Source organism: Afipia felis ATCC 53690 (assembly GCF_000314735.2).
Taxonomy (GTDB): domain Bacteria; phylum Pseudomonadota; class Alphaproteobacteria; order Rhizobiales; family Xanthobacteraceae; genus Afipia; species Afipia felis.
This window is the reverse complement of record NZ_KB375270.1, coordinates 745,199-765,583: the sequence shown is the minus strand read 5'-3', so window position 1 is coordinate 765,583 and position 20,385 is coordinate 745,199. Positions and strand designations below refer to the sequence as shown.

Sequence of the window (20,385 nt, the reverse complement as noted above, 5' to 3'; positions counted from 1 at the left end):
TTTCTTTCGCTTCTTGAATTACTGCCCGTCCGGCAGCTGACGCCGCCGTGCATAGGCGGCTTCGTTGGCCATCTGGGTTTTGATGGCAACCTGTAGTTCCTCTCGCAGTCTCGGGAGGACTTTATCGAGGTACTCACCTGTCATACCAAGACTGCGCGATGCCTCGGCGATTGCCTGAAGCACGACGCCAGTCACGGGAAAGAACTCAATGTCAGGATTGTCGATGATTTTGTTGATGCCTACTTCCAACGCCCCAACACTTGGCTGGGCGGCGCCAATCCGTTCGGCCATGATACGAGTTGTAGCTGCGCTCGCTCTGTGTTTGTTCATCGGATAATTTTCGAGCAAGGCCGCCAAGATAGTTGCGATCTCAGCTCGCGTCGAAGGGCGAGCAAGCGCTTCCAATTCCCGCTTTAGCTCGTCTCGGCGGGCTAACGTTGCATCACACTGGGCAAGGACATCTTGCATCTCGACCAAGCCTTCGGCTTTTGCTTGTCGAGCAGCGGTCATCAGTCGGTGAATGTCTCCGTACGCGCGTGACACAAGGTCGGACCTCGTGGGAGCCGGTAACGGCGACTGTTTGAATGCCTTGATCTCAGCCATGGCCGCGACCTCCGTAGCTTTCTAAGCCAGCCATCGCGTCGCCTTGGGCGTTTCCACGAACGCGCTGCAATCGAGATTTGTCGTTCCTGATCCAGTTGCGAGCGAAGGCATCCCAATCCGCGTAACGACGACCGGTTGATTTAGCCCAGTCTTTCAGCTTCGCTTGTTCTTGTTCAATCTCAGGCCCTGATAGCCCATAGTGAGCTGCAAAAGCCCAGACTTCGTCGCTGAACTGCCAATTCTCAGGAAGATCTGTTTTGCCCTTGGTTCGACCATGTTTGATAGGGCGCACTTCACTTTTGGAAGGAAAGAGGTCACCCGAATCCGGTTCTCTGGATTTAGTGTTGCTCTTCTCATGAGTAGTAGAATTTGTATCTGAGTTTGTAGAACTAATAGGTATGGTGGACATTGGTGACCGGGCTTTGGACACCAATGTCCGCTCACTGGTCAGGAATGTCCCTTCGTTGGACAAATTTGTCCGGTTGTATTCTCCGCGGCTGGACAAATTTGTCCGGTTTTCGTCCGCTTTTTTGGTCACAGATGTCCGGTCGCTCTCTTTTTGTTGGGCTCTATTGAGAAGCCGTCTTTCTTTTCGCTCTTTGATTTGCTGGGCGATCATGGGGACATTTTTGTCCAGCAGCTTGTAAACGTTGGCTGCCCCCTCTTTCGTCCATTCGATCCATTCTAAATCACGCAGAAGATTTCGAGCCCGGCGGACCGTCCGCTCTTCTACTGGCAGATATTCCAGAATGACCTCATCGCTCAGATACGCCTTACCCGTGCGACCGTTCACGTGTTTGGCGATGATCGAGAGCACCTGAAATGCCGTAGATGCCACACGATGATCTGCCACAGCGTGATTGACTATTGTCAACCGCCTACGGGTTTCGCTTTTACGATCAGGATCGCGATCACTGGACAATGAGGGTGCCTTTCAGACGGCGCACTTATTCTCGTTAGGATCAGTCAGGCCCCGATCTTCTTGTCCCAGGCCGCTTTTGGCACTTTGAGTAACTTGCCGAAGCGTATCGTTGGAATCTCGCCCCGCGCCGCCGCGGCATAACTCGCGTTTTTGTTTAACCCGATCATCGCGCCCGCTTCTGGCACCGTGTATGCGCACTTCGTCACGCTCTGCTGATGTTCTTCCTGTTTCATGGATAGCCATCCTATTTATGGTGGTTCACCATAAATAGACACTGTTGGCACGATTTGATCAAGAAGAATTATGGACATCCACCAAAATACCATTATGGTATTATTCCATGTCCAGTCTCACAGCTTTCCTTCCTCACATCGCAAACGAGTTTGAGATGAGCGTGCATGCGCTCTACGAGCGGCAGCGCGCCCTTGTCAGGCTTGGATTGCTGCCCCGGCCCGTAGGTCGCGGTCGTGGTAGCGGCGCCGAGGCGACCCCCGGTACTGTTGCGCTCTTGATCATTTCGGTTTTGGCAACCGACAATCTTTCTGACACCGATGAACGGATTAAAAAACTAGCCGAAGCAAAACTCGGGCCCGACAATTCGACATGCGCTCTAACTGGCGAGCGAACGTTTTTAGGTGCGCTGGCCGCTGCGCTTGCGTCAGAGACGATTGCGCGCAAGGTAAGCTCGATAGAAGTGTCGAGGCGAGCTTCGAGAGCATCGCTGTTTTATCTGCAAGGCCGCACCTCATGGGCAAAGGAAACTTCATTCGGCCGATCTCGCGAAATTCTCCAATTTGAGGTGCACGCCGATCTTCATGGCGGCGCCATTGGTCGCTTGTGTAAAGCGCTAACCGCAACGAGAGCCACCAGATGAAAGGTCATATCCAACAGCGAGGCAAAAGTTCGTTCCGGCTTAAGTTCGATGCCGGACGAGATGAGAGGACCGGCAAGCGCAAAACGCAGTTCGTGACCTTCCGTGGCACAAAACGTCAAGCTCAAAACAAGCTGGCCGAACTTATTGCGTCTGTTGCTCAGGAAAAATACATCGAGCCCACGAAAGTCACAGTTGCCGAATACGTCCGCGATCGAGTCGCACAATGGGAAGCAGCAGGCGAGATCAGCCCGCGAACCGCCGACCGCTACCGCGAGTTGGTCGAAAACCAGATTGTGCCGCACCTCGGAGCCAAGCTGCTTCAGAAGATCCGCGCCGACGATATTGAGGTCTGGCACACCACACTGCGCACCAGCGGCCGCGCCAAAGGCAACGGAGGCCTCGCTCCACGCACGATCGGCCATGCGCACCGGGTGCTGGGTAAAGCCCTTCGAAACGCCGTCCGTTTCGACCTCATAACCAAGAACGTCACCGGTCTTCAGGTCGCCCCGAAAGTGGACGATGAAGAAATGGTGATTGTGCGGGACGTCCCTGCCCTGATTGACAAGTTGCGGGGCAAGACGCTTTTTCCGCTCGCAATGATTGCGCTATTTACGGGAATGCGGATCGGCGAAGCCCTTGCCTTGCGCTGGGGACGGATCGACCTAGATCGAAAGGTTATCGAGGTCCGCGAGGCGATAGAGGAAACCAGAGCTCATGGGATTCGGATCAAGGCACCCAAGACCAAAGCCGGACGCCGTGATATTTCGATGCCGGATTTCCTAGTCGACGTGCTACGGGAGCTCCGAACGTCACGGCTTGAACTTCGGATGGCGTTGGGCCTTGGGAAGCTGCCGGATGACGCTCTATTGTTCGCGGAGCTCGACGGCTCCTTGCCTTCACAGAAATATTATTCAAAGGCATGGAGCGACTTGGCAGTTGGCGTGCCCTTCCATGGCCTCCGCCATACCCATGCGAGCCAGCTGATCGACGCCGGCGTGGATATCGTCACACTCTCGAAGCGTCTTGGCCACGCAAAGCCCGATATCACGTTGCGCATCTATGCCCACCTGTTTAGGAAGGACGACAGCAAGGCCGCGGCGGCAATCAATGCGGTTTTCAACGGTTAGGGTGCCAATTCGGTGCCAATTTCCAGTTTTGTTCTCTCGAACATTCTGCTAACTGCTTGAAATTGCGAGACGGAGAGGTGTCCGAGTGGTTTAAGGAACCGGTCTTGAAAACCGGCGTGGGTGCAAGCCCACCGTGGGTTCGAATCCCACCCTCTCCGCCATAAGCCGCCATGCTTGATCAGCGCTTGCGCACGAATTCGGTGCGCAACACCAAGCCTTTGATCGTCTCATGTCGGCAGTCGATCTCTTCAGGGTTGTCCGTGAGCCGGATCGACCTGATGACCGTTCCCTGCTTGAGCGTCTGCCCTGCACCCTTGACCTTGAGATCTTTGATCAGAACGACGGAGTCGCCATCCGCGAGAGCGTTGCCAGAGGCGTCGCGAACTTCAGCAGCCCTGGCCTTCTCTGCAGCGATTTCGGAAGCGGGCCGCCACTCGCCGGTTGCCTCGTCATAGACGTAATCGTCGTTCTGGTCGCTCATATCCGTGTCCAACGTTGCCGCGCACCGTCATACAGACAGCAGCACCGGCGCTGCAATCAAAAGATGGCCATGGAGCAGGAACATTGCCCGCCTTCATCATGAGCGGCTGCCAATGGCGGTTAGTCCTCTGTCGCCTTGAACCGGCTCATGTTCTTCAAAACGAAAGGTGCAACCAGCGCGACGCAGGCGAGGCCTAGCAGCGTCGCCGAAATCGGGCTTTGCACCAGCGTCATCGGATCGCCGAGACTGATCGACAGTGCTCGTCGCAACTGGCTCTCCGCGAGCGGACCGAGGATCAGCCCCACCACCACAGGCGCGATCGGAAAATCGTAGCGGCGCATCAGAAAGCCCATCACGCCAAAGCCGGTCAGCATGGTCAGTTCGACCACCGAGGGCTTCGCGGCAATCGTACCCATCGTCGCGAACACGAGAATACCGGCGTAGAGCCACGGCTGCGGAATTGCCAGCAACCGCACCCACAGGCCGACCAGCGGCAAGTTCAGCACCAGCAGCATCGTGTTGGCGATGAACAAACTCGCGATCAGGCCCCACACCAGATCGGGCCGCTCCGCAAACAGCAGCGGCCCCGGATTCAACCCATATTGCTGGAATCCCGCCAACATCATCGCCGCCGTCGCCGATGTCGGCAGGCCGAGCGTCAACAATGGCACCAGCGTGCCGGCAGCGGAAGCATTGTTCGCGGCTTCGGGTCCGGCGACGCCTTCGATCGCGCCCTTGCCGAATTCCTCGGGATGCGCGGTCAGGCGGCGCTCGGCCGAATAGGACAGGAAGGTTGGAATTTCAGCCCCGCCCGCCGGCAACGCACCGATAGGAAAACCAAAGCCGAAGCCGCGCAGCCATGGCTTCCATGAGCGCTTCCAGTCTTCCTTCGTCATCCAGAGCGAGCCGCGCACCGCCTCGATTTTCTCCTCCGCCTGATGTCGCCGCGAGACGACATAAAGCGCCTCGCCGACCGCAAACAGGCCGACCGCCAATGTCGTCACCTCGACGCCGTCAAGCAGCTCCGGGACACCGAATGACAGCCGCGGTTGCCCGGTCAGTTTGTCGATACCCACAAGACCAAGCGTCAGACCGATGAACAGGCTGGTCAATCCGCGCACCGGTGAGTCGCCAAATGTTGCCGAGACCGTGACGAACGCGACCACCATCAGCGCGAAGTAATCCTCCGGCCCGAACTTGACCGCAACATCCACGAGGTAAGGAGCAACGAACGCAAGGCCAATTGTCGCCAACGTTCCTGCCACAAACGATCCGATCGCGGCCGTCGCCAGCGCAGGACCGCCGCGACCGGCCTTGGCCATCTTGTTGCCTTCGAGCGCCGTCGCCATCGACGCGCTTTCACCCGGCGTGTTGATCAGGATCGCTGTGGTCGAGCCGCCATACATGCCGCCATAGTAGATGCCGGCGAACATGATCAGCGAGCCGCCGGGATCGAGTTTATAGGTGACCGGTAGCAGCAGCGCGACAGTGAGCGCAGGTCCGATACCCGGCAACACGCCGACCGCCGTCCCGAGGAACACGCCGATCAGCGCGAACAGAAGGTTCATCGGCTGCAGGGCAACGGCCATGCCGTGGGCCAGCGCGGCGAATGTATCCATGCCAACAATCCTTAGATAAGTGACCTAGAACAGGCGCTCGATCGGGCCCGCGGGAAGGCTAAGAGTGAGAAGACGACTGAAGGCGATGTAAATAATGGTGCCGATGACAAAGCCGATGACAAGATCAGTGAGGATGGCGCGCCGTCCGAAGGCGGTGGCGGTCGCCGCGAACAACACGGTCATCGCAGGAATGAAGCCACCTCCCAAACCGATGATCGCAATCATTATCGCAAGACCGGCGAGCACGAGACCAACAGGACGAAAGTCCATGTGCTCACGCTCGGGAAAATCACCCCGCAGCGCATTGACCAGATTGCCGATCGCCAGCACGCCGAGACCGATGGCAATGACGATCGGTATGGCCTCCGGGCCCATGCCGTAAGTGACATTCGCCTGAATGCCCATCGCATCAAGGGCGATCACCATTGCAAGCAACGCCAACGCCGCAGCAATGGCGACGCCTGCCCAATCCACCCCGCGCCGCGCGGGGCCCCTCTCCTGCGCGCCGCTGTCCGTGGTCATGACTTCACAAGGCCAATGGATTTCAGAACCCCGTTCACGCGCACCGTCTCCTTCTTCAGGAAATCCGCGAACGCATCGCCGGGTAGATAAGCGTCCTCCCAGCCCTTCTGGGCCAGCACTTCCTTCCATGCCGGCGACTTCACAAGACGGTCGATGGCGTCCGCCAGAACCTTCTGCTGCTCGGGCGTGATGCCGGGCGGAGCGACGACCGACCGCCAGTTCGCCAGAACCAGATCGATCCCCTGCTCCTTGAAGGTCGGGATGTCGATGCCAGCCCGCCGCTCGTTCGAGGTGATGCCGATGGCACGCAGCTTGCCGGACTTGATCTGGCCTTCGTACTCGCTATAGCCGGAGATGCCCGCCGTCACCTTGCCACCGAGGATCGCGGCGAGCGATTCACCGCCGCCGGAAAACGGCACATAATTCACCTTGGCCGCATCAGCGCCGACGGAGCCGGCGAACAGCGCCGCCATGATGTGGTCGATGCCGCCGGCCGACCCGCCCGCGAACGTCACCTTTGCGATGTTCGCTTTCAGTGCATCCCCGAGGTCCTTGACATTCTTGATCGGCGAATTCGCCGGAACGACCATCACCTGATACTCATCGGTGAGCCGCGCGATCGGCGTCACCTGATCTAGCGTGACCGGCGATTTGTTCATCGCCAGCGCGCCGACCATGACGAAACCGTTGACCATCAACTGGCTGCCGTCACCCTTCGCCGAGTTGACGAACTGAGCGATGCCGACCGCACCACCGGCGCCCCCGACGTTGGTAACCTGCACGCTGCGGGCGATACCCGAGGCGACCAGCGCCTGCTGCATCGAGCGCGCGGTCTGATCCCAGCCGCCGCCCGGATTGGCCGGGGCCATGATCTTCAGTTCAAGCGGCTGCTGCGCTTGGGCCGGGACCGCGAGAACTCCCAGGCAGGCGGCACCAACCATGCCAAGGAAATATCTACGGGCCGCGTTTCGACCAGACTTCATGGGTACCCCTCCCTGTAGCGACCGCTACGATAGTGGCCGCACGTCAATACGTCACGGTGTCAGCACCGCGTCTCAACTCGTTATCCAACCAAGATATTCCAGGAGAACGACCCCGAGCCCATGATCATACGATCACGATATATCAGCCAGAAAGGCGGCTGTTGTCCAGAAAGGCTTGCTCGGCGGCGCTGGCTATTTGCCCAACACGCCGCTCCTGTGCGGAAAACGACACTCTCGAACCAACGGAGCTGTCGGACCAGCCAAAAGGCGGGGGTGCTGTCCGATCAGCCTAGCGACTTTAGAAGCTGGAAAATCCGCTCTTAATCTCGTCAAGGACGTGGGGCTTCTTCACGATGATCCCTGCCGAATCTAACGCAATGATCCCAAGCTCTGCGAAGCGCTTTAAATTTGTCGTCACCGCCTGTCTCGTTACGCCGATCATGCCAGCAAGCGCGGCATGTGAAAATTGCGCTTCAATCATCCTGCCTTCAGGTCCATCGAGGCCATAAAGGTCGCCAAGGTGCGAAATGAGATAGGCCAGACGTTGAGCTGGAGAATTCGTGCCAAGCATTTGCGCCAGCGCGGAGTAGCATCGTCCCTTAAAGCTCAGACCTTCGATCACATTGATCGCAAGCGAGGGAATGTCTTTCACCTTTTTGCGAAGCGTGACGCCGGGAATGTGGAGAAGCCGGCTATTTTGCGAGGCCTTTCCGGACCAAACGTGATTGCCACCCTCGAATACATCGGGCCCGCCGACGAAATTTCCACTGTGCCAGTATGCAAGCGTGATTTCACGTCCCGACGGATCAACGTAAAATACCTTGATGCGCCCGGTTTCTACAACGTAGATGCCGTCCTGTGGCGCACCTTGTTTAAAGAGAGACTCGCCCCGATAGATAATCAGTTGCTTGCTTTCCTGAACAATCGATTCAACTTCGGAAGGCGTCAAGTTGCGGAAGATCGGCGGTGGCCCTGAACGGCCGATGCGATCCATCGGCATCAGCATTGCCCCGGCAGGCTTCTCCGAGGCTCCCCTTGCTGAAGATTTCGATCTCTCGTTCATGCGCCACTTTCCTCTTTCATAGAGAGCGCACCACACATCAGGCCGATCTATCTCACCAGATCGGCAATATATTGCCTATCCGGAATGTTCGTCACCCCGTACCAAGAAGCTGCGGATTCCCACCTCTCAAGGCGGCGATCCAAAGCATCGTCGTCATATCGCGGACATTACGCATGGTAAATAGCGGCCTCTCAGCACTGCTATTCCTTACGTCACTCGGAGCAAGCGCCTTGGGCGGCGCTCTAGGGATGGCGAGTGGAATTTTCATTGTGCCCATCCTGACCACGGCGTTCGGCCTCAATGTTCATCTCGCCATTGCGGCGTCCCTGGTCTCCGTTATTGCGTGTTCTTGCGCCAGCGCTGCCCCTTTCCTCCGCGACGGGTTCACAAACATCCGTGTTGCTATCGTATTGGAGGTAGCCACGACGATTGGAGCTCTAAGCGGCGTTGCATTAAGCGGCTTGCTCTCAAACCAGATTCTCTATGGCCTCTTTGCCTTTATTCTCATCGTTTCAGCAAAACAGATGCTGGCCAAGCGACAAGACATTGCTGAAACGATAAACTCGGCTGCCATGCGAGATGTGGCCACATTGCTACGGCTGCATTCCAGCTATCCATCTCAAGATGGGGGAACAATTCAGTATCGCGTTCAACGCGTCCCGCTCGGCCTTGGATTTATGTATGGAGCCGGCCTGCTGTCCGCGCTGCTGGGCATAGGAAGCGGCGTTCTGAAAATCCCAGCGATGGATGCCGCCTTACGCCTTCCGATCAAAGTATCATCGGCCACATCGAATTTCATGATCGGTGTAACAGCTGCGGCAAGCGCCGCCGCTTATTTTGTCCGCGGCGACATTCATCCAGGGCTTGCAGCCCCCATAGCACTAGGCTCGGTGCTGGGCGCCGTGCTTGGTGGAAAACTGCTCATGTCCCTTTCAGGGGAAAGAACCCGCCTCTTCTTCGTCGTCGTGCTTGTTGCATTGGCCTTTCAAATGACCTTGCTGGCTCTTGGGGGCGAACTATGAATCAGGAAAATGACACTTCCGATTTCTTTGGACGCAAAAATCTGGAAACGTTTCTCGCTAACCTTCTCAGTTGGGGAACGATGGCCGCATGCGCGATTATCGCGTCCGGCATGACGATCTCATTCACCTCATCAAATTCGATATTGAGCACGCGACTAATCAACATTGGAATCGCCCTTTTCCTTTTTCTCCCTATTGCGAGAGTCTCAGTAATGACGATCGCATTTATCAAACAACTCGATTTTGTATTTGCACTTATCGGATTTCTCGTTCTGCTCATTATTGCAATGAGCGCGGCCGTGAGCATGGGGCTGTATTAGGAGCAGCGCGAACGGTGAAGGGAACGACGGGTTTCTTTCGGTGCGGCAAGAGTATCGAAGACAAGGGATTTGATCATGAGAATCGATCTTGAGGCGTTTTGCAGCCGCGATAACGATCGATACTACCTGACCAAGCCGTTTACGGTGGGCGCCTTCACTTACGCCACGAACGGACACATCATCGTCCGCATCGACAGGCGTTTCGATGTTGATGCTGCACCAGCCGATTTCCCGGTTAAAGATCCCGAGGCACCACTGAAAGACGCGGAAATAACAACGTATCAGGCTCCTTCTTTCAAACTGCCGCGCCTGCTGGCTCCGCTGGATAGGTGTCCCGTTTGCGATGGCCGCGGCAACATTCACTTGTGTCCCGATTGGAACTGCGGATGCGAGGCATGTGGCAACACCGGCCAATCCAACTCAGAACATGATGTGTCCACCACCATTGGCGCGGCCAATTTTTATCTACCGTACATCCGGCAGATGCTTCAGCTCCCAAAAGTAGAAATCGCCAGGCCGGTCGCTCCCGAAGTCGCGATGCTGTTCCGCTTTGAAGGCGGAATAGGCGCGCTGATGCCTATGCGTGGAATGCATGCGCGGCACGTCGAGATTGAAGTGATGAACAGCGAACCGATGGACGCTGCGTGACGATGACTAAACGCACAATTTGAACCTGCTGGTGCCCCCGTCGGGCCAGCCTTGCCCCTTAATCTGCTCAAGCAGATTTGTTTCCGCTTTCGGAACGTCGTGCCCGGCCGGTGATTGAATTACGCCCCTCGAACCGGAGAAACGGACATGAGAAAGCTTTTGGTTGCGGCAGCCTTGCTATCGATGACATCGGCAAGCGCATTCGCCCAGGCGGGAACTCCTCAAGGTGACACGATTGTGCCGAATCCGCCTGCTGCGGGCTCGTCGAATGACATGTCGAGATCACCTGGCGCAGGCATGCCCCATGCGAGCATGAGCAGCAAGGGTATGACAACCGGCGCAGCGACAGCCCCACACAAGCACATGAAAAAACATACGAAGAAGAAGGAAGATCGCATGTGAACCGGTTTGTGCCGGAAAGTGAAAGCCCGGCCTCCTTGGAGCGCCGGGCGAGATGCATGTTGTTCACTCAGACAGCGTGGTCTTATTATGAAACGGAAAAAACACCATCGATGAGAAAGCTTATCGAGTTTGACCAAAACACGTTCTAGGAACTGACGGTTCTGGGTCGCGAAAGGATGGCGACGATACAGGAGCTTGCCGACGAGGCCATTTCGGACCTCCTGACAAGGCACGAAGTGCCGCTCGATCTGAAGAACGCCTTGAAGAAAAGCGCACACAAGAAGCCCAACAAATAATCCGTCATGATTTTTTGTTTTGAGCTAAATTCAGATTCGTCACAAAACGAAGAAATACCTGCAATGAACAGCGTATCCGCCAGAGATCACTGGCAATCGGTCTATCAGCAAAAATCGTCAGATGAAGTGAGTTGGTTTCAAACCACACCTTCTCCCTCTCTGGAATTGCTTCACGATATCGGCATCAACCAGGACACATCGATCATCGATATCGGTGGCGGGTCGTCGTGCCTCGTCGATCACCTGCTCGCCGCAGGAATTGAACGGATTACCGTTCTGGACATTTCGGAAGCTGCGCTCGAGGCTTCGCAGAAGCGAATTGGCAACGATGCAAGGCGTGTCGAGTGGATCGTTGCCGACGTGACGCGCTGGACGCCCGCGACCGCGTTCGATATTTGGCACGATCGAGCGGCGCTCCACTTTCTGACTAAGCCGAACGATATCTGTGCCTATATCGAAAGACTGAAATCGTCTCTCAAACCCGGCGGCCATGCGATCATCGGCACGTTCGCACTCGATGGACCGGAATACTGCAGCGGACTTCCCGTAATGCGTTATGATTCAAGCCTACTTCAAAAGCAGCTCGGGCTGGAATTCGAGCTCGTGGCCAGCAAACACCACAAGCATTTAACACCCGGACAATTCGAGCAATCGTTCCAATTCAACGTATTCAGATTCAATCCCGACGCCGGATAGGCGCGGAGACGGGTTAAGTCACGCGAGCCATAACAGCCGTTCGACCGGCACCGTGACATCGACCGCGTCGCCTATCTCCATCAACGACGATCCTGAACGGAACGGAGCGTCGATCCAGATATGGCTCGATCCTGCTTTCACACCATAGCGGATCGTGCTGCCGAGAAATTCCCGCTCGACGATCTCGCCCGGCATCGACGGACTGGCTTCGCCCGACTGCCCCCTCGGTATCAGCATAGTGTCTTGCGGGCGGAAAACCGGTTTCGCATTCGGTTTCACGTCGACGCCCTTCGGCAGCGGCAGCACAATGCCGAGATCCGACTGAAACCCAGCGCCCGTCATCTTGCCTTCGACGACATTCGCTGTCCCGAGAAACTGCGCGACAAACAGATTGACAGGACGTTCGTACAGTTCGGTCGGCGTGCCGACCTGCTGGACCTTGCCTTCATTCATGACAGCGACGCGATCGCAGATCGTATTGGCCTCCTCCTGATCGTGCGTCACGATCACGGTGGTCAGACCGAGCGATTTCTGTAGCGCGCGCAACTCACGGCGCACCTGCACGCGCAATTTCGCATCCAGATTCGACAGCGGTTCGTCGAGCAGAAGGATCTTCGGTTCGATGGCGATCGTTCGCGCCAGCGCCACGCGCTGCTGTTGTCCGCCGGAAAGTTGCGACGGACGGCGATCAATCTGGCTTGTCAATCCGACAAAGGCCAGTGCCGCATCCACACGTTTCTTGATCTCAGCGCGCGGCAGGCGCCGCTCGCGAAGCCCGAAGGCAACATTCTCTCCGACCGTCATATGCGGCCACAGCGCATAGGACTGAAACACCATGCCAACATCGCGCTTCCACGGCGGGAGATGCGAAATCTCCTTGCCGCCGACCACGATCCGGCCATGACGCGCATCGGCGAAGCCCGCGATCAACCGCAACAGCGTGGTCTTGCCGCACCCGGAGGGGCCGAGCAGCGCGAAGAATTCCCCCGGCTGGATGTCGAGATTGATCCCGTCGAGAACAACATTGTCGCCATAGGCCGCGCTGATATCGTCGATCTTCAGATCGAGCGCCTTGACCGTCAATCCGGGGTGCTGCGTGTTCGTGTCTGCCAAGAGTGTCCCCTATTCGTTCGGCGTGCTGCCGGCCTTGGTGCGGCGGTCGCGTTCGATCACATACTGCGATGCGACAGTGCTGAGCGCGACGATCACCACGGCGATGACGCCGAGCGCCGCACCAGGCCCGCGACCGGCGGCCGATTGCATGAAAACGTAAAGCCCATAAGCGAGCGGCGCGTCCTGGTTCGCCTGCACCAGCATCAGCGTGGCGGACAACTCGACTGCCGCCGTCGCAAAACTTGTTATGAAGCCCGCGACCAATCCGCCAGTCATCAGCGGCACCACGATGCGGCGAACGGTGCTGGCCTTGGTCGCCCCGAGATTTTCGGCCGCCTCCTCGAGCGAGGACGAAATCTGCTGAAGCGCCGCGTAACAGGCCCGCAACGCATAAGGCAGACGCCTGATCGCCAGAGCGATCACGATGACCACCCAGAGCGAGGCCAGCGGTGTTCCGTCCCACAACGGAATGCCGTAGAACGCGCGCAGATAACCGATACCGAGCACGACACCAGGAATCGCAAGCGCAGCGGTTGCCAGCAGATCCAAGCCCCGCACGCCGATAAGTTTTGTCCGCAGCACAAGATACGAGATCGCCGTTCCAATCACGATGTCAATCAAACCGGCAAGCGAAGCATAGAGCAGCGTGTTCTTGATGTAGATCGAGCTTTCACCGAACACCCGCGCGTAATGTGCGACAGTGTAGCCGTCCGGCAGAGGCGAGAACGACCAGATGGTCGCGAACGACAGCAGCAACAGGCCAAAATGCGGCGCCAGCACCAGCAGGATGATGAGAGAGAGCACGACATAAACCAGCGCCATTTCCCATGGCCGCAGCTTTCGCTTGGCGATGCCACCGCCGCCGCGCTGGGTCGTAGCATAGTCGATGTTGCGGGTGGCGAGAGACGAGACCCACATTGAAGCGACCGACGCCACGATCAGCACCACGGAAATCACATATCCCATCGGATCGGCGATGCCGATCGAGGTGACGCGCAGATAGGCTTGCGGCGCGAGCATGTCCTTGACGTTCAGCAGCAGCGGCGTCGCAAGATCGTCGAATACCTTGACGAACACGAGCGACGCACCCGCGACGTAGCCTGGCAACGCGAGCGGAAACACGACGCGCCGAAACAGCCGGAATCCATGCGACCCCAGATTCTGTGCAGCCTCCTCCATCGAGCGGTCGACATTGCGCAGCGCCGCCGACAGATTGATGAGAATGAATGGAAAATAATGGATTGACTGGACGAAGATGACTCCATTCAGGCCTTCCATGAAGGCGAGCTTGAAACCGAACCAGTCGTCGAGCAGCAAATTGACCGTGCCGTTACGGCCAAAAAACAGTTGCAGCGCCACGGCGCCGACAAACGGCGGCATGATAAGCGGAAGAAAGCCGAGAATCTGGATCAATCCAGCGCCGCGAAACGCAAAGCGCGAAGTGAAGTAGGCCAGCGGCATCGCCAGAACCGACGCGCCGATCACTGCCATCGCCGAGACGTACAGTGAATTCCAGAACGACCGGATGAACAGGTCAGTCCTGAAGAAATCGACGAAGTTGGCAAAGGTGAAAGCGCCGCTGCCCTTTTCCGTGAATGCCACCCAGACGACAGTCGCCACCGGCCAGACAAGGAACGCAAGCAAAAAAGCCAGGATCAACAAGGCAATGCTGACCTGACCCCACGTCGCGCCACTGAAGGCGCGGGACACGAATGTCCCGCGCCGGTTGTTATGTAAACCGATCGCCGTCATGTGTGTGACGATTACTTGGCGAGCTTCAGGGCTTCGTCGGCCTTGGCACGAGCCTGCGCATTGTGATCCTTCGCGAAGGACGCCCACTGCTGCTCCAATTCAGCCTGCCGCGCGCCCTTCTCCTTCTTCTTGCCGCCAGAGAACGCGCCGACGATTTCCGGAGACGACACCTGTTCCTCGGTAAGGGGCACGGCGCCCATCAGGTTTCGTGCTTCCTTCAGAAGCGCGTCACCCTTGGGATTTGGCTTCTTCGCAAGAGCGGCAGCCGCCGTGTCGATCGCCTTCTTGGTCTGCTTTAAGTCTGCGAGCTGGAAGGTAACCGTCTGGTCGTACAGCGCGTCGACCACATCATTGCGCGATTCCGACTTCTTGACGTCGAATTTCACCATCGAGTTCAGACGCGGGTCCTTGAACGGGTTGGGATAGCCTGCCGGCGCCTTATCATACACTGCGGGGTTGACCGGCAGACGGCGGATGCCCGGATCGAACAGCAGGTTCTGGCCGGCCGGCGATAGCAAGAACTCGATGAATGCCTGCGCGGCCGCCTTGTTCGGCGCATTCGCGACGATGGCGATGTTCGCCGGCACGATCGCGGTCACGCTCGGATAAACGAACTTCACGGGAAAGCCCGTTGCCTGCGACGAGAATGCGAAGAAATCGATGACGATGCCGTAGCCGACCTGACCTGAGTTGACCGCATCCGGCACGCCGAACGAACGCTCGGTGACCTCGCGGAAATTGCCGGACACATCACGTAGAGTGGCCCAGCCCTTGGCCCAACCTTCGCCCTGCAGGATCGTCTCAATGGTGAGATGGGTGGTGCCGGAACGCGAGGGCGCCGCCATCGAGACGTGATCGTAATAGACCGCCGCCGCGAGATCCTCCCATTCCTTCGGCTCGGGCAGCTTGTTGGCCTTCACATAACGCTCGTTCCACATGATGCCGTAGCCGGACGCGGCGAAGCCGAAATAGTAACCGTCTGGATCGTTGATCGGGAACTGCCCGATCTTTTCAGGAATGCCGGTGGCTTTCGGCTTGTAGGCCTGCAGCAGCGATTTCGCCTTCAGCGCCTCGAAAGCATCCGGCGCGGACGCCCAGAACAGATCGACCTGATTGTTGGACTTGGTCTCTTCCAGGAATTTGACGCCCGCATGGGTATTGCGGTTCTGCACATCCAGCGTGACGCCAGGATTGGCTGCCTCGAAGGCTTTCTTGATCGGATCTGTGAGATCCTTCGCATAGGACGTGACGACGCTCACTTTTCCCGAGATTGCTTGCGCGTTGGCGGCGGCGGGCCATCCAAACACCAAAGCTGCTGCAAAAACCTTCGCTAGCTGAATGCGTTTCACCATCATGCCCCCTGAAAATATTGGCCTTATATCGGCACTGTCACAAAACTGTAATATTAGCTTCGGCGAATGAACAGTAGACCTTTCGATTATTGCACCGCAATGAAACGACGGCGGCTACAAATCCGCCATCGACAATTTTATATCGTCTCACTGAAAAGGATTTGTGATCAGGGATGAGGCTGAGGCGAGGACATCGCGGCAGTCTCGGGCGACGCCTTGGCATCGTCTCGCACGCCTTCCGGGGACTTTGAAAACAGTCCCTGTATGAAGACGAAGAAGACCGGCACCATCAACAGAGCGAGAATGACCACGGCGATCATACCGCCCATAACGCCAGTTCCGAGCGCCTGCTGACTGAGGCTGCCCGCCCCCTGCGCGACAACCATCGGCAGCACGCCGCATACGAATGCAAAGCCGGTCATCAGGATCGGACGGAAGCGCAGGCTGCAGGCTTCCATCGTCGCGGCCAAAAGAGATTTGCCCTGCTCGCGAAGATCCTTGGCGAACTCGATAATGAGGATCGCATCCTTCGCCGCGAGGCCAATAATCGTAATGAGGCCGACGGTGAAGTAGACGCCGTTCGGCAATCCCCGCATCGACGAGGCAAGCACCGATCCGAATACGCCGAGCGGAATGGTCAGAAGCACCGCCGCCGGAATGGTCCAACTCTCATAGAGCGCGGCAAGACACAGGAAGACGACCAGGATCGACAGCGCCAGCAACAGCGGCGCCTGCGAGCCGGAGAGTTTCTCCTGCAACGACTGGCCGCTCCACTCGTAACCAAAGCCGCGGGGCAGAAGCCCGGCCAGACGTTCCATCTCGGTGATGGCGTCACCGCTGGTATAGCCCGCACGCGCTTCGCCGCTGATGCGGACCGAGGGGTAATAATTGAAGCCGACGATCTGCGAAGGCCCCTTGCCCCATTGGATGCTGGCGAATGACGACAGCGGCACCAGATCGCCGCTGCTATTCTTGACGTTATACTTGAGAATATCGGCGGGGTTCATGCGATCCATCGCATCTGCCTGCACAATCACGCGCTGCATCCGTCCCTTGTTCGGGAAATTGTTGATGTAGGCCGAACCGAGATTGGTAGAAATCGTGTTGTTGACGTCAGCGAAGGAAACGCCGAAGGCGCTCGCTTTCTCGCGATCCACCATGAGATTGACGACCGGTCCCTCAGGCAGTCCCTCAACATAGACTTTCTGCAGGATCGGGCTTGCGTTGGCGTCGGTGACGAGTTTCCTCGCGGCCTCGAGCAGCGCGATATATCCCTTCTGCCCACGATCCTGCAGGCGGAAACTGAAGCCGCTGGAATTGCCGAGATTGTCGATCGGCGGGGGTTGCTGCGCGGTGATCTTCGCGTCGCGCACATTTCCCATATGCGCGTTGATGTCGTTGACGATAGCCTCCGCCGAATCCTTCGCTCCGCGCTCCGACCAATCCTTCAGCGTGATAAAAGCCTGCGCTGTGTTGATGCCCTGCCCAAGGAAGCTGAATCCTGTCAGAAAGGTCACATCTTGGATTCCAGCGCGGGTCTCCAGATATTTCTCGACGCGCTCAACGGCCGCCTTGGTACGCGCGAACGACGAATCCGACGGCGTCTGCACATCCACCGTGATGAAACCCTGATCATCGATGGGCAAAAAGCCACCCGGCATCCGCGAGAACGCGAACGCCACGCCGCCCACAAGCGCCAGATAGACCAGCATCACGCGGCCCTTACGCTTCAACGACCAGCCCACAGTCTTGACGTAATGACCGCGCGAAGCATCCAGCGTATCGTTGAACCAGCGGAAGATACCCTTCTTCGGCGCACCGTGGCCACCCTTCGCAGGCTTCAGCAGAGTCGCGCACAGCGCCGGCGTGAGCGATAGCGCCATCAGGGCCGAGAAGCCGATCGCCGCAACCATCGTGATCGAGAACTGCCGGTAGATGATGCCGACCGATCCGGGGAAGAACGCCATCGGTACGAACACCGCCATCAGCACCAGCGTGATGCCGACGATGGCGCCTGTGATCTGCGTCATCGCCTTGCGGGTCGCCTCCTTCGGCGGTAGCCCCTCCTCGGTCATGATGCGTTCGACGTTCTCGACGACGACGATGGCATCGTCCACAAGAATGCCGATCGCCATCACCATGGCGAATAGCGTCAGCATGTTGATTGAATAGCCAGCCAGCAACAGCGTCGCGCACGCGCCGAGCAATGCAACGGGCACCACGATGGTCGGGATCAACGTGTAGCGAATGTTCTGCAGAAACAGGAACATCACGAAGAACACCAGCACCACGGCTTCGATCAGCGTGTGCAACACCTTCTCGATAGCCGCCTTGACCACAGGTGTGATGTCGTAGGGAATGTCATAAGCGACGTTGGCCGGGAAGAATTTCGACAAATCCTCCATCTTTGCCTTCACCGCCGCCGCGGTCGCGAGCGCGTTGCCGCTCGGCGCCAGCATCACCGACAGGCCCGCCGTCGGCTTGCCGTTCAAGCGCGTGGTGAACTGATAGCCCATCCCGCCGATCTCGATGCGGGCGACATCGCGCAGCCGTACGATCGAGCCATCAGCATTCGCGCGCAGCACGATGGAGCCGAATTCGTCCGGCGTACTGAGCTGCCCCTTGACCAGAACGAGCGCCGAGACTTTCTGGCCGGACACAGCGGGCTCAGCGCCGAGGCTGCCGGAAGCGACCTGCGCGTTCTGTGCCGTGATGGCCTTGGTCACGTCATCAGAGGTCAGATTGAAACCAACCAGCTTTTCCGGATCGACCCAGATGCGTAGCGATTGCTCGGTCGAATACAGCGTGGCGCGGCCGACACCCGGAATGCGGCGGATCTCACCGACGACGTTCCGGACCATGAAGTCACCGAGCCCAACCTCGTCGAGGCTACCGTCGGTCGAGCGCAGGGTGATGATCTGAAGCACCGCGCTCGAGGCTTCCTCGACAAGAATTCCCTGCTGGATCACCGTCGGCGGCAATCGCGCCTCGACGCGCTTGATGCGGTTCTGGACGTCGACGGATGCCGTCGTGGTATCCGTTCCCGGCTGGAAGTTCGCGATGATCTCCACCTGTCCGAGCGAGTCGCTGGTGGATTCGAAATTCAGGATGCCGGATGCGCCGTTGAGTTCTTCTTCGATCGGCCGCGTGACGCTGTTGTAAAGCTCCTCCGGCGAGGCACCGGGATAGCTCGTGCTGATCGAGATCGACGGCGGCGCAATGATGGGATACTGCGCGACCGCAAGCCAAGGAATGGAGATCGCGCCGATCAAACAGATGAAAAGCGCGACCACCCATGCGAAAATCGGGCGTTCAATGAAAAAGGCTGGCATTGGGCGCTAGTTGAATGTCGGCTGCGAAGCCGCTTCAGCGCTCACCTTCGTGCCGTCGGCCGGAACCGGCGTCACCACGTCACCCGCGACAAATTTCTGGAAGCCTTCGACCACCACATGGTCGCCAGCTTTCAGGCCCTCGCTCACCAGCCATTTGCCGTCCTGCAGATCGGTAGTGCGGATCGGCTGCTTCGCAACGCGACCGTCGGGCTTCACGACATAGACTTCGCTGCTGCCGTTCGCGCCGCGTTGAACAGCCTGCTCGGGAATCGCGATCGCGTCGGTATCGACGCCCTGATCGAGCAGGACACGCACGTACATGCCTGGCAGCAATTCGCCATTCGGGTTTGGGAATTCGCCGCGCAACGTCACCTGTCCGGTGCTGGCATCCACCTTGGCCTCGGAGAAGAGAAGCTTACCATCGAGCGGATACTTCCGGCCGTCGACGATCAGCCGGACCTTGGCCGCGCCCTCGCTCACCTGCTCAAGATCGCCTCGGTCGAGCGCTTCGCGCAGCTTGATCAGATCGCCGGCCGATTGGGTGAAGTCGGCGTAGATCGGGTCCAACTGCCGGATGGTGGCGAGATTGGTGGTATCGTTGGCGGTGACGAGCGCGCCTTCGCTCACCAGCGCCGCGCCGATCCGGCCCTTGATCGGCGCACGGATGGTTGCATAGTCGAGATTGAGTTTCGCGCGTGCGACCTCGGCCTTGCGTGCGGCAAGGTCCGCCTCCGCCTGACGCCTGGCTGCGATGGTCTTTTCATTCTCTGCCTCGGAAGCGACATGCTGCGAGGCCAACGTCGCAATACGATGCGCCTGCTTGGCGGCTTGGTCGAGCACGGCCTCGGCCTTGGCTTGTGCCGCTTCCTGCGCCATGACCTCGACCTCGAACGGTCGAGGATCAATCTTATAGAGTACGTCGCCCGCTTCGACGTCGCTGCCCTGCCGGAACAACCGCTCCACGATGATTCCGGATACGCGCGGGCGCACTTCCGCGACGCGCACCGAAGCGATGCGACCCGGAAGCTCGCGGACCACCGTAAACGGCTCCGGCTTCACGCGTACGATGGAGACTTCGGGCGGCGCGCTTTTGGCCACCGCTGGCGCGGGATCGTCACAACCGCTCAAGAAGGCACTTCCAACGATCAGACAGGCGATTGCGACGATGCGATTCGTCATGTGCAGAGAGATTCCCCAATGGCAGATGCGGTGTAAGCAGCGTTGAAATCGCAATGCAGCATCTTTGTGGCAATGCGAT

20 protein-coding genes and 1 tRNA gene are annotated in these 20,385 nt (G+C 58.2%); 8 read left to right on the top strand and 13 right to left on the bottom strand.

Annotated features, from left to right (window positions below):
- Window positions 1-18: 18 nt before the first annotated feature.
- The 3 genes from HMPREF9697_RS03840 to HMPREF9697_RS03830 are packed head-to-tail and all read right to left on the bottom strand — an operon-like array spanning window position 19 to window position 1,758.
- Window positions 19-603: a hypothetical protein gene (locus HMPREF9697_RS03840; RefSeq protein ID WP_002715834.1), complete on the bottom strand. Its 585-nt coding sequence runs from the start codon at window positions 601-603 to the stop codon at window positions 19-21.
- Entirely contained in the window at window positions 596-1,525 is a 930-nt protein-coding gene (locus tag HMPREF9697_RS03835; protein WP_002715833.1) for a helix-turn-helix domain-containing protein, read from the bottom strand. Before HMPREF9697_RS03835 ends, HMPREF9697_RS03840 begins: the two co-directional genes overlap by 8 nt.
- A 44-nt stretch (window positions 1,526-1,569) precedes the next feature.
- Window positions 1,570-1,758 (bottom strand): MerR family transcriptional regulator, encoded by a 189-nt coding sequence (locus tag HMPREF9697_RS03830; protein ID WP_002715832.1) that lies wholly within the window; start codon window positions 1,756-1,758, stop codon window positions 1,570-1,572.
- Window positions 1,759-1,865: 107 nt separating this feature from the next.
- On the opposite strand from HMPREF9697_RS03830, the gene HMPREF9697_RS03825 reads away from it, so the two are divergent.
- The 3 genes from HMPREF9697_RS03825 to HMPREF9697_RS03815 all read left to right on the top strand — a co-directional run bounded on the left by HMPREF9697_RS03825 (window position 1,866) and on the right by HMPREF9697_RS03815 (window position 3,687).
- The gene (locus tag HMPREF9697_RS03825; RefSeq protein WP_040307795.1) at window positions 1,866-2,399 is read left to right on the top strand and encodes a hypothetical protein; all 534 of its coding nucleotides are present in this window, start codon (window positions 1,866-1,868) and stop codon (window positions 2,397-2,399) included.
- Complete coding sequence (locus HMPREF9697_RS03820) at window positions 2,396-3,526, top strand: site-specific integrase (protein WP_002715831.1); 1,131 nt, start codon at window positions 2,396-2,398, stop codon at window positions 3,524-3,526. Before HMPREF9697_RS03825 ends, HMPREF9697_RS03820 begins: the two co-directional genes overlap by 4 nt.
- A gap of 71 nt (window positions 3,527-3,597) precedes the next feature.
- A tRNA-Ser gene (locus tag HMPREF9697_RS03815) sits at window positions 3,598-3,687 on the top strand.
- Between the two features lie 17 nt (window positions 3,688-3,704).
- Here HMPREF9697_RS03815 and HMPREF9697_RS03810 read toward each other — a convergent pair.
- The 5 genes from HMPREF9697_RS03810 to HMPREF9697_RS03790 all read right to left on the bottom strand — a co-directional run bounded on the left by HMPREF9697_RS03810 (window position 3,705) and on the right by HMPREF9697_RS03790 (window position 8,194).
- A complete protein-coding gene (locus HMPREF9697_RS03810; protein WP_002715830.1) occupies window positions 3,705-4,007 on the bottom strand; it encodes an alkylphosphonate utilization protein in 303 nt (100 codons plus the stop codon).
- Window positions 4,008-4,126: 119 nt separating this feature from the next.
- Window positions 4,127-5,626 (bottom strand): tripartite tricarboxylate transporter permease, encoded by a 1,500-nt coding sequence (locus HMPREF9697_RS03805; RefSeq protein ID WP_002715829.1) that lies wholly within the window; start codon window positions 5,624-5,626, stop codon window positions 4,127-4,129.
- Between the two features lie 24 nt (window positions 5,627-5,650).
- A complete protein-coding gene (locus HMPREF9697_RS03800; RefSeq protein ID WP_002715828.1) occupies window positions 5,651-6,148 on the bottom strand; it encodes a tripartite tricarboxylate transporter TctB family protein in 498 nt (165 codons plus the stop codon).
- Entirely contained in the window at window positions 6,145-7,131 is a 987-nt protein-coding gene (locus tag HMPREF9697_RS03795) for a Bug family tripartite tricarboxylate transporter substrate binding protein (protein WP_002715827.1), read from the bottom strand. Before HMPREF9697_RS03795 ends, HMPREF9697_RS03800 begins: the two co-directional genes overlap by 4 nt.
- 298 nt (window positions 7,132-7,429) lie before the next feature.
- On the bottom strand, window positions 7,430-8,194 hold the full coding sequence (locus HMPREF9697_RS03790; RefSeq protein WP_002715826.1) for a Crp/Fnr family transcriptional regulator: 765 nt from the start codon (window positions 8,192-8,194) through the stop codon (window positions 7,430-7,432).
- Window positions 8,195-8,367: 173 nt separating this feature from the next.
- On the opposite strand from HMPREF9697_RS03790, the gene HMPREF9697_RS03785 reads away from it, so the two are divergent.
- The 5 genes from HMPREF9697_RS03785 to HMPREF9697_RS03760 all read left to right on the top strand — a co-directional run bounded on the left by HMPREF9697_RS03785 (window position 8,368) and on the right by HMPREF9697_RS03760 (window position 11,578).
- Window positions 8,368-9,216 carry a sulfite exporter TauE/SafE family protein gene (locus HMPREF9697_RS03785; RefSeq protein ID WP_040307794.1) on the top strand — a complete coding sequence of 283 codons (849 nt, stop codon included), beginning with the start codon at window positions 8,368-8,370 and terminating at the stop codon, window positions 9,214-9,216.
- Entirely contained in the window at window positions 9,213-9,536 is a 324-nt protein-coding gene (locus HMPREF9697_RS03780; protein ID WP_002715824.1) for a DUF1634 domain-containing protein, read from the top strand. The genes HMPREF9697_RS03785 and HMPREF9697_RS03780 overlap by 4 nt, the downstream gene beginning before the upstream one ends.
- A gap of 75 nt (window positions 9,537-9,611) precedes the next feature.
- Window positions 9,612-10,184, top strand: a complete 573-nt coding sequence (locus HMPREF9697_RS03775) for a hypothetical protein (RefSeq protein ID WP_002715823.1) — start codon at window positions 9,612-9,614, stop codon at window positions 10,182-10,184.
- 147 nt (window positions 10,185-10,331) lie between these two features.
- Window positions 10,332-10,586 carry a hypothetical protein gene (locus HMPREF9697_RS03770; protein ID WP_002715822.1) on the top strand — a complete coding sequence of 85 codons (255 nt, stop codon included), beginning with the start codon at window positions 10,332-10,334 and terminating at the stop codon, window positions 10,584-10,586.
- 359 nt (window positions 10,587-10,945) lie between these two features.
- Complete coding sequence (locus HMPREF9697_RS03760; RefSeq protein WP_002715821.1) at window positions 10,946-11,578, top strand: class I SAM-dependent methyltransferase; 633 nt, start codon at window positions 10,946-10,948, stop codon at window positions 11,576-11,578.
- An 18-nt stretch (window positions 11,579-11,596) separates the two neighbouring features.
- Here the strand turns inward: HMPREF9697_RS03760 and HMPREF9697_RS03755 are convergent, their stop codons facing one another.
- The 5 genes from HMPREF9697_RS03755 to HMPREF9697_RS03735 all read right to left on the bottom strand — a co-directional run bounded on the left by HMPREF9697_RS03755 (window position 11,597) and on the right by HMPREF9697_RS03735 (window position 20,306).
- Window positions 11,597-12,691, bottom strand: coding sequence for an ABC transporter ATP-binding protein (locus HMPREF9697_RS03755; RefSeq protein WP_002715820.1), 1,095 nt, complete (start codon window positions 12,689-12,691; stop codon window positions 11,597-11,599).
- 9 nt (window positions 12,692-12,700) lie between these two features.
- The gene (locus tag HMPREF9697_RS03750; RefSeq protein WP_002715819.1) at window positions 12,701-14,443 is read right to left on the bottom strand and encodes an ABC transporter permease; all 1,743 of its coding nucleotides are present in this window, start codon (window positions 14,441-14,443) and stop codon (window positions 12,701-12,703) included.
- 11 nt (window positions 14,444-14,454) lie between these two features.
- Window positions 14,455-15,795 (bottom strand): ABC transporter substrate-binding protein, encoded by a 1,341-nt coding sequence (locus HMPREF9697_RS03745; protein WP_002715818.1) that lies wholly within the window; start codon window positions 15,793-15,795, stop codon window positions 14,455-14,457.
- Between the two features lie 167 nt (window positions 15,796-15,962).
- Window positions 15,963-19,127, bottom strand: a complete 3,165-nt coding sequence (locus tag HMPREF9697_RS03740; RefSeq protein WP_002715817.1) for a multidrug efflux RND transporter permease subunit — start codon at window positions 19,125-19,127, stop codon at window positions 15,963-15,965.
- A 6-nt stretch (window positions 19,128-19,133) separates the two neighbouring features.
- Window positions 19,134-20,306 (bottom strand): efflux RND transporter periplasmic adaptor subunit, encoded by a 1,173-nt coding sequence (locus HMPREF9697_RS03735; RefSeq protein ID WP_002715816.1) that lies wholly within the window; start codon window positions 20,304-20,306, stop codon window positions 19,134-19,136.
- Window positions 20,307-20,385 lie beyond the last annotated feature (79 nt).

Bases quoted from the DNA above. Each gene is read 5' to 3' on its own strand.
- HMPREF9697_RS03840 (WP_002715834.1), bottom strand. From the start codon at position 603: ATGGCTGAGATCAAGGCATTCAAACAGTCGCCGTTACCGGCTCCCACG.
- HMPREF9697_RS03830 (WP_002715832.1), bottom strand. From the start codon at position 1,758: ATGAAACAGGAAGAACATCAGCAGAGCGTGACGAAGTGCGCATACACG.
- HMPREF9697_RS03825 (WP_040307795.1), top strand. From the start codon at position 1,866: ATGTCCAGTCTCACAGCTTTCCTTCCTCACATCGCAAACGAGTTTGAG.
- HMPREF9697_RS03820 (WP_002715831.1), top strand. From the start codon at position 2,396: ATGAAAGGTCATATCCAACAGCGAGGCAAAAGTTCGTTCCGGCTTAAG.
- HMPREF9697_RS03810 (WP_002715830.1), bottom strand. From the start codon at position 4,007: ATGAGCGACCAGAACGACGATTACGTCTATGACGAGGCAACCGGCGAG.
- HMPREF9697_RS03805 (WP_002715829.1), bottom strand. From the start codon at position 5,626: ATGGATACATTCGCCGCGCTGGCCCACGGCATGGCCGTTGCCCTGCAG.
- HMPREF9697_RS03800 (WP_002715828.1), bottom strand. From the start codon at position 6,148: ATGACCACGGACAGCGGCGCGCAGGAGAGGGGCCCCGCGCGGCGCGGG.
- HMPREF9697_RS03795 (WP_002715827.1), bottom strand. From the start codon at position 7,131: ATGAAGTCTGGTCGAAACGCGGCCCGTAGATATTTCCTTGGCATGGTT.
- HMPREF9697_RS03790 (WP_002715826.1), bottom strand. From the start codon at position 8,194: ATGAACGAGAGATCGAAATCTTCAGCAAGGGGAGCCTCGGAGAAGCCT.
- HMPREF9697_RS03785 (WP_040307794.1), top strand. From the start codon at position 8,368: ATGGTAAATAGCGGCCTCTCAGCACTGCTATTCCTTACGTCACTCGGA.
- HMPREF9697_RS03780 (WP_002715824.1), top strand. From the start codon at position 9,213: ATGAATCAGGAAAATGACACTTCCGATTTCTTTGGACGCAAAAATCTG.
- HMPREF9697_RS03775 (WP_002715823.1), top strand. From the start codon at position 9,612: ATGAGAATCGATCTTGAGGCGTTTTGCAGCCGCGATAACGATCGATAC.
- HMPREF9697_RS03770 (WP_002715822.1), top strand. From the start codon at position 10,332: ATGAGAAAGCTTTTGGTTGCGGCAGCCTTGCTATCGATGACATCGGCA.
- HMPREF9697_RS03760 (WP_002715821.1), top strand. From the start codon at position 10,946: ATGAACAGCGTATCCGCCAGAGATCACTGGCAATCGGTCTATCAGCAA.
- HMPREF9697_RS03750 (WP_002715819.1), bottom strand. From the start codon at position 14,443: ATGACGGCGATCGGTTTACATAACAACCGGCGCGGGACATTCGTGTCC.
- HMPREF9697_RS03745 (WP_002715818.1), bottom strand. From the start codon at position 15,795: ATGGTGAAACGCATTCAGCTAGCGAAGGTTTTTGCAGCAGCTTTGGTG.
- HMPREF9697_RS03740 (WP_002715817.1), bottom strand. From the start codon at position 19,127: ATGCCAGCCTTTTTCATTGAACGCCCGATTTTCGCATGGGTGGTCGCG.
- HMPREF9697_RS03735 (WP_002715816.1), bottom strand. From the start codon at position 20,306: ATGACGAATCGCATCGTCGCAATCGCCTGTCTGATCGTTGGAAGTGCC.